An 8,424-nucleotide genomic window follows, 5' to 3' on the forward strand; every position below is an offset into this window, starting at 1 on the left:
TCGCTGGCAAGCCAGCTCCTACAGGTCCGTATCGTGTCAAGTTCGGGAAGCCCCACGCGCACTGGCCGCAAACTCATCGGCTGGCAGAACGTGCTTGCGTTCCAGCAGGCGATAGACGAGGCCCGTCAGAATCAGGCCAAACACCATCACCCCGGAGAGGAAATACAAGCCGGACGCAAGATTGCCGGTGTACTCCTTCAACGCGCCGATCACGAATGGACCGAGGTAACCACCGAGGTTACCCACCGAGTTGATCAAGGCGATCCCTGCCGCCGCACTGGCGCCGGCGAAGAAGCGACCCGGCAAGGTCCAGAACACCGCCGTGCAGGAGAACAATGCGAATGCCACCAGGCACAACGCCGCCAGTTGCAGCACCGGCACCGACAGCCAGGCGCTGAGGAACAGGCCAATCGCACCCAGTACGTAAAGCACGGCGAGGTGGCCGTAGCGGTCGTTCAAGCGGTCGGAACTGCGTGGAATGATCAGCAGGCCAACGATCCCGAAGATGTACGGCACTGCGGAAACGAAACCGGTCACCAGGTCGCTGCCACCGAATTGCTTGATCAAGGTCGGTAGCCACAAACCCAGACCATAGATGCTCAGGGTCACCGGCAGGTAGAACAGCGCCAGCAGCAGGACGCGTTTGTCCTTGAGGGCGTGCAGCGGGTTGCCATGGCGGGTCTGGCCGTACGCGTCCAGGTCCTTTTTCAGTTCGGTGCTCAGCCAGTCCTTTTCTGCCTGGTCCATCCACTTCACTTGTTGCGGGCCGTCCGGCAGGTAACGCAGCACCGGCCAGGTCAGCAGGATCGCCGGGCAGCCGATGACGATGAACAGCCACTGCCAGCCATGCAGCCCCAACACGCCGTCCATGCCCAGCAAGCCACCGGACACCGGGCCGGTGACCATCATCGCAATGGGTTGCGACAGGATGAACAGCCCGAGGATCTTGCCGCGATGGCGCACCGGGAACCATTGGGTGATGTAGTACAGAACGCCCGGGAAGAACCCGGCTTCGGCGGCGCCGAGCAAAAAGCGCATCACATAGAAGCTGTTCGGCCCCTGGACGAAGGCCATGCCGATGGTGATGGCGCCCCACGTGACCATGATCCGCGCGAACCAGCGCCGTGCGCCGAAGCGGTCGAGCATCAGGTTGCTGGGGATCTCCAGCAGGAAGTAGCCGATGAAGAACAGCCCGGCACCAAGACCGTAGGCGGCATCGCCGAGGCCGATGTCCGCGCCCATGTGCAGTTTGGCGAAGCCCACCGCGGAGCGGTCCACATAGGCGATCAGGTACAGCAGGATCAGGAAGGGAATCAGTTTCAGCGTGATGCGACGGATAAGCCGCAGTTCCTGGCTCATGAGATCGGTCTCCGATTGTTGTTGTTATGGAACCTCGGGGGACGCCTCTCGCGAAATAGTCGCCAGGGCCATCCCTCCGTTTGAGTCGACTATATAGTATTACTATTTACTCAACAACACTTCCAAACAGCGCAATTTGAGCCTATGTTACGCCTCAGCTAGAACAATATAGTCATACAATAAGAGAATCGATCATGTCTGATAAGAAACCCACCCTGCGCTCCGCCCAATGGTTTGGCACCGCCGACAAGAACGGCTTCATGTACCGCAGCTGGATGAAGAATCAGGGCATCGCCGACCACCAGTTCCATGGCAAGCCGATCATCGGCATCTGCAACACCTGGTCGGAACTGACCCCGTGCAACGCGCACTTCCGCCAGATTGCCGAGCACGTCAAACGTGGGGTGATCGAGGCCGGCGGCTTTCCAGTGGAGTTCCCGGTGTTCTCCAACGGCGAATCGAACCTGCGCCCGACCGCCATGCTCACCCGCAACCTGGCGAGCATGGATGTCGAAGAAGCCATTCGCGGCAACCCGATCGATGGCGTGGTGCTGCTGACCGGTTGCGACAAAACCACCCCGGCCTTGCTGATGGGCGCCGCCAGTTGCGACGTGCCGGCCATCGTCGTCACCGGCGGGCCGATGCTCAACGGCAAGCACAAAGGCAAGGACATCGGCTCCGGCACCGTGGTCTGGCAGCTCAGCGAACAGGTCAAGGCCGGCACCATCAGCATCGACGATTTCCTCGCGGCCGAGGGCGGCATGTCCCGCTCGGCCGGCACCTGCAACACCATGGGCACCGCCTCGACCATGGCCTGCATGGCCGAAGCGCTCGGCACTTCCCTGCCCCAAAACGCGGCGATTCCGGCCGTGGATGCGCGCCGTTATGTGTTGGCGCACATGTCCGGCATGCGTGCCGTGGAGATGGTGCGCGAAGACTTGAAGCTGTCGAAGATCCTGACCAAAGAGGCCTTCGAGAACGCCATTCGCGTCAATGCCGCCATCGGCGGTTCAACCAACGCAGTGATCCATCTGAAGGCTATTGCCGGGCGCATTGGCGTGGAACTGGACCTGGATGACTGGACCCGTATCGGTCGCGGCATGCCGACCATCGTCGACCTGCAACCGTCCGGGCGCTTCCTGATGGAGGAGTTCTATTACGCCGGTGGCTTGCCGGCGGTGCTGCGTCGCCTCGGTGAAGCCAACCTGATCCCGAACCCGAATGCCTTGACCGTCAACGGCAAGTCCATCGGCGAGAACACCAGGGACGCGCCGATCTATGGCGAGGACGAAGTGATCCGCACCCTCGACAACCCGATCCGCGCCGATGGCGGCATCTGTGTGTTGCGTGGCAACCTGGCGCCACTCGGCGCGGTACTCAAGCCGTCCGCCGCCACGCCCGAACTGATGCAGCATCGCGGTCGCGCGGTGGTGTTCGAGAACTTCGACATGTACAAGGCACGGATCAACGATCCGGAACTGGACGTGGATGCCAACTCGATCCTGGTGATGAAAAACTGCGGGCCGAAGGGTTATCCAGGCATGGCCGAAGTGGGCAACATGGGCCTGCCGGCCAAGCTGCTGGCCCAGGGTGTGACCGATATGGTGCGCATTTCCGATGCGCGCATGAGCGGAACCGCCTATGGCACGGTTGTGCTGCACGTTGCCCCTGAAGCCGCTGCCGGTGGGCCGCTGGCCGCAGTGAAAGAAGGCGACTGGATCGAGCTCGACTGCGCCAACGGCCGTTTGCACCTGGATATTCCGGATGCCGAACTGGCCGCGCGGATGGCTGACCTGCAACCGCCGCAGAACCTGATCGTCGGTGGCTATCGTCAGCTGTACATCGACCACGTGTTGCAAGCGGACCAGGGTTGCGACTTCGACTTCCTGGTGGGTTGCCGTGGGGCTGAGGTACCGCGTCATTCGCACTGACACCACCCTCCCCCTGTAGGAGCGAGCCTGCTCGCGATGGACGTGAACGATAACGCGTGCTGTCTGAAAGCAAACGTCGTCTTGAAGTCCATCGCGAGCAAGCTCGCTCCTACAGTCGTTCGGCGCCAGTATCAAACCCGGCTCTGGCGACCATCCCTCCCGCGCCTGCTATCATGCGCGACACCTATTCGCACAGGACCGCGCCGCTCCCCATGGATTACCGCAAACCCTCCGACCGCAAAAGCATGCACTCGCGCATCGTCCAGGAACTGGGCATGCAGATCGTCTCGGGACGGTTCCTGCCGGACGACAAACTGCCCGCCGAAGCGCTGTTGTGCGAAGAATATGCGGTCAGCCGGCCGGTGCTGCGTGAAGCCACCCGAGTCCTGGTTGCCAAAGGCCTGGTGTATTCCCGTCCGCGGGTCGGGACTGTGGTCAAGCCGCGCAAGGACTGGCACATGCTCGACCCGGACGTGCTGCACTGGTTGATGCAAAGCAGCCCGCAGAATCAGTTTTTCGACCTGCTGACCAGTGTGCGCAGCATCATCGAACCGGCCGCTGCCGCCCTCGCCGCGCAATTCGCCACGGATGCAGACATCGCGTCCATCGGTGAAGCCTACCAGCGCATGGAAGCTGCACCGACGCCGGAGGCGCTGTTGCAGCCGGACCTGGACTTCCACAGTCGCATCGCCGATGCCACGCACAACGACTTACTGGCCAACCTGTGCAACATGCTCTCGGTGGCCATCGCCGAAGCATTGAAACATTCGAACCAGCGGCCGAACCTGCATGAACTGGCGCTGCCACGGCACAAGGCAATCCTGACCGCCATCGAGAATCGTGATGCATTGGGTGCGCGACATGCGACGCTGGTGCAGTTGGATGATGCGCGCAGTGCGTTGAATGTCGTATTGGGCACAGATCCCGCCTGACCACCACAATACCTGTAGGAGCTGGCTTGCCAGCGAAAGCGGTAGTCAGTCGAAAGTGATGTTGGCTGCGCCGCCGTCTTCGCTGGCAAGCCAGCTCCTACAGGGGTTATGCGATCTTGAGATGTAAAAAAGCCGCAACCCTGAGGTTGCGGCTTTCTGGTTTCAGCGATCGATCAGTGGGCGAACAACGAGTTGCCCTTCTGCCCCGCCAGTTTTTCCGGCTTGATCAGGAACCGCGCCAGTGCCGGCAACAGCCACAGCGCACCGAACATGTTCCACAACAGCATGAAGGTCAGCATCAGACCCATGTCGGCCTGGAACTTGATGGCCGAGAAGATCCAGGTGCACACGCCGATGGCCAGGCACAGACCGGTGAACAGCACCGCCTTACCGGTGGACTTCAGCGTCTGGTAGTACGCTTCTTGCAGCGGCAGGCCGGCACGCAGGAAGCTTTCCAGGCGGCTGTAGATGTAGATGCCGTAGTCCACGCCGATCCCCACCCCGAGCGCCACGACCGGCAGGGTCGCCACTTTCACGCCGATGCCCATGAAGGCCATCAGGGCGTTGCCGAGTACCGACGTCAGCACCAGCGGCAGCACGATGCACAAGGTCGCCGCCCACGAACGGAAGGTGATCATGCACATGACCGCGACGCAGATGTACACCAGAACCAGGATGGTCAGCTCGGACTTCTTGATCACCTCGTTGGTGGCCGCCTCGATCCCGGCGTTACCGGCAGCGAGGATGAACTCCAGGCCTTCCTTGTTGTTTTCCCTGGCGAACGCCTGCACCGCATGTACCGCGCGATCCAGGGTCTCGGCCTTGTGATCGTTGAGGAACACCAGCACCGGCGCCAGGGAGCAGCTGTTGTTGTACAGGCCGTCAGCGCGGGCAATGGAGTTGTTCAGCACATCAGGGTTACGCGACAGGGTTTCCCATTTCAGGTTGCCCTCGTTCATGCCCTTGATCATTTGCTTGGACACTGTCACCAGGGAAATCGCCGACTGCACGCCCTCGGTGTTCTGCATCTTCCACATCAGCTCGTCGATCGGCGCCATGGCTTCATAGCGCGAGCAGCCTTCGGCCTTGGTCTTGACCATCACCACCAGCACATCGGAGCTGGTGGAGTAGTTGTTGATGATGAAGTTGTTGTCCTTGTTGTAGCGCGAGTCCGGACGCAGCTCCGGGGCACCCTGGTCGAGGTCGCCGATTTTCAGGTTCTGGCTGTACCACAGGCCGCCGCCAAAGGCGATCAACGCCAGCAGGATGGACACCGGTGCAACTTTGGCGCTGGCGAAATTCGCCAGCAGGCGCCAGAACGGGTGTTCGCGCACAGCGTCTTTCTTGCTGCGCTCGACCGCACGCTTGCTGATGCCGACATAGGAAATCGCCACCGGCAGCAGGATCAGGTTGGTGAACACGATCACCGCCACACCGATGGATGCGCCGATGGCCAGTTCACGGATCACGCCGATATCGATGATCAGCAGCGTGATGAAACCCACGGCATCGGCGAGGATCGCGATCATCCCCGGCAGGAACAATTGACGGAAAGTACGGCGCGCGGCCGTCAGGGCGTTGTCCGCCTCGCTCGATTGCAGGGCGATCCCGTTGATCTTCTGCACGCCGTGGGAAATACCGATGGCGAAGATCAGGAACGGCACCAGCATCGAATAGGGGTCGAGCCCGAAGCCGAAAAAGTGCATCAGGCCCAGTTGCCAGACCACCGCCACCAGCGTCGTGCTCAACACGGCGACGGTACTGCGCAGGCAGTTGGTGAACCACAGCAGGAGGATCAGGGTGATGACGAAGGCGATGCCGAAGAACATCACCACCATCACCAGGCCATCGATCAGGTCACCGACTTTCTTGGCGAAACCGACGATGTGGATCTTCACATTCGGGTTCTGCGCTTCGAACTTGGTGCGGATCTTGTCCTCAAGCTCGTGGGAGAACTGGCGATAGTCCAGCGCCAGCAGCTTGCCCTGGTCTTGCGGGTCCGGGTAGGACTCCAGCAACGGAATGTCGACGATGCTCGACTTGAAATCGTTGGACACCAGGCGCCCGACCTGGCCGGACTTGAGCACGTTGTTGCGCAGCAAATCGAGGCTGGCCTGGGAGCCGTTGTAGCTCTGCGGAATCACTTCACCGCCGGCGAAGCCCTCTTCCGTCACTTCGGTCCAGCGTACGCTCGGGCTCCACAGCGACTTGAGGCCGGAACGGTCGACACCAGAAATGTAGAACACCTCATCGTTGATCTGACGCAGGGTCTCCATGTACTCCTTGGAGAAGATGTCGCCATTGGTGGCCTCTACCGAGATCCGTACGGTGTTACCCAGGTTCGCCAGATCGTTGCGGTGCTCCATCATCTTCTGGATGAAGGGATGCTCCAGCGGGATCATTTTTTCGAAGCTGGTGGACGGACGGATCAGCGTCGCCTGCCAGAACAGGAAAATACTGACCAGCAGACAGATCGTGATCACTGCCGGGCGGTTGTTGAAGATCAGGCGCTCGAGGAACGTCGCCTTGTCCTGGTGATGAGAACTCAAGGAAGTCATAGCTCCGCCTTCTTATTATTAACCCGGCTCATTTGCCCGACTCGGTACCGTTGGGCGAAGTGACGCGAACGCCGCCCTGCCCGGCCAGAACCAGATTGCCATTGCCTGCCGCAGTCACTGCCGAGACCGAAATACGGTCCGCACGGTTGACCACTTTGAAGGTTTCGCCATTGTCGCTGCTGCGGATCACCGAGCCGCCGTTGCCGACAATCACGATGGAACCGTCGTCGAGCAGCGTGCCGCCGGACAGCCCGAACTCCAGGTCGCCACGTTCAGCCTTGAGCTCGACTTGCTCCCAGGTGGTGCCGAAGTCCGTGGAACGGTAAAGGTTGCCACGCAAGCCGTAGGCCAGCAGCGTATTGGGCTGCGCCGTGCCGATCACGCCGAACAGCGAGCCTTCGTACGGACCTTCGAGCTTTTCCCAGGTATGGCCCCAGTCCGCGGAGCGAAACATGCTGCCCTGCTCGCCGACGATGAACAGCCCGGCGTCCTTGACCGCGGCAATCGCGTTCAGGTGGTACTGGTCTTCATTGTCCAGGCGGTCGCTGGCGTCTTCCCAATGCTTGCCACCGTCGGTGGTTTCCATCAGCGAGCCGTAGGCGCCCACGGCAAAGCCGCTGTCGACGTCCTTGAACCAGACATCGAGAAGCGGCGATTCGCGTTTCAGATCTTCGAATTGCCTGGTCCAGGTAGCACCGCCGTCCTCGCTGGCGAGGATCTGTGCGTCATGACCGACGGCCCAGCCGTGTTTGTCATCGACAAAGAACACTGACGTCAGCAGGGCCCGGGTCGGGACCTTGGCCTGGGTCCAGGTGGCGCCCTGGTCATCGGAATACAGGATGTGCCCACGATCCCCGACCGCCACCAGGCGCTTGCCGGCATGGACGACATCGAGCATCAGGCTTTTGGCGGCCTTGGCCGATTCAATGGAATAAACAACATCGGATGCTGGCGCCGCCGCGGCCAGCGCAGGTGCCGACAGCATGGCAGAGCCCAACAGCGAGAGCGCTGTAGCCAGCAACGCGAATTTGCGCAGTGCCGGCGGGCGGCAGATACCCACACCCATGACAGGCTCACTCATAGACCTTCTCCCATTATTATTGTTAGGTCGTTCAACCTTTCTGGGCGTCGCAAGGGTGCGTGTCTGGACCGGCTGTTTCAGAGCATAGTCCTGAAACCCGCAATCCAGAGCCCCTTCGGAAGCTGGCTTATCCTATCGGTGTTTTTTAATGTCTGACAATCGACGCCACGTTATGTTTTGTTAACCGGGGGGATGGGGGGTTGTTCTGAATGGTTGGGTATCAGGTGGGGTGTTTGGTGTACATATCCGTTGTTGCGGTAACGGCGGCTTATGGTTCCGCTCTTACAGCGGGTCACTTTGGAAGAGCGCCAAAGTAACCAAAACGCTTTGCCCCTGACATTCGGTGCCTCGCCTAGGCTCGGCATGCCCTCGCTCCGGTCCTGCTCCGTGGGCCCGCCGCGATCGGCCATCCATGGCCCAGAGTGTGTAAAAACTGGTTCAAACATCGTCGACACTAGCGCCGACGATGTTTGGCTGGCTAACTACACCTAAAGCGCTCTTCGTAGCTCCAGCCCGCTTTTAATGCCACCAGTAACGCTTCTCAGCTCGTCCATCGGGCAAAA

5 protein-coding genes are annotated in these 8,424 nt (G+C 60.7%); 2 read left to right on the forward strand and 3 right to left on the reverse strand.

Annotated elements, in window-relative coordinates; genetic code table 11:
* Positions 1–36: 36 nt before the first annotated feature.
* Positions 37–1,359, reverse strand: a complete 1,323-nt coding sequence (locus AC1DKH_RS22160; RefSeq protein WP_477799313.1) for an MFS transporter — start codon at positions 1,357–1,359, stop codon at positions 37–39.
* Positions 1,360–1,553: 194 nt separating this feature from the next.
* Here AC1DKH_RS22160 and AC1DKH_RS22165 point away from each other — a divergent pair, with 194 nt between their 5' ends.
* The gene (locus AC1DKH_RS22165) at positions 1,554–3,290 is read left to right on the forward strand and encodes an IlvD/Edd family dehydratase (protein WP_477799314.1); all 1,737 of its coding nucleotides are present in this window, start codon (positions 1,554–1,556) and stop codon (positions 3,288–3,290) included.
* Between the two features lie 212 nt (positions 3,291–3,502).
* Complete coding sequence (locus AC1DKH_RS22170; RefSeq protein ID WP_477799317.1) at positions 3,503–4,222, forward strand: FadR/GntR family transcriptional regulator; 720 nt, start codon at positions 3,503–3,505, stop codon at positions 4,220–4,222.
* A gap of 173 nt (positions 4,223–4,395) precedes the next feature.
* Here the strand turns inward: AC1DKH_RS22170 and AC1DKH_RS22175 are convergent, their stop codons facing one another.
* Together AC1DKH_RS22175 and AC1DKH_RS22180 are read right to left on the reverse strand one after the other, a co-directional pair.
* Complete coding sequence (locus AC1DKH_RS22175; protein ID WP_477799315.1) at positions 4,396–6,780, reverse strand: efflux RND transporter permease subunit; 2,385 nt, start codon at positions 6,778–6,780, stop codon at positions 4,396–4,398.
* A gap of 28 nt (positions 6,781–6,808) precedes the next feature.
* On the reverse strand, positions 6,809–7,861 hold the full coding sequence (locus AC1DKH_RS22180) for a WD40/YVTN/BNR-like repeat-containing protein (RefSeq protein WP_477799316.1): 1,053 nt from the start codon (positions 7,859–7,861) through the stop codon (positions 6,809–6,811).
* Positions 7,862–8,424: the final 563 nt, after the last annotated feature.

It is taken from the genome of Pseudomonas sp. 05L36 (genome assembly GCF_056398125.1).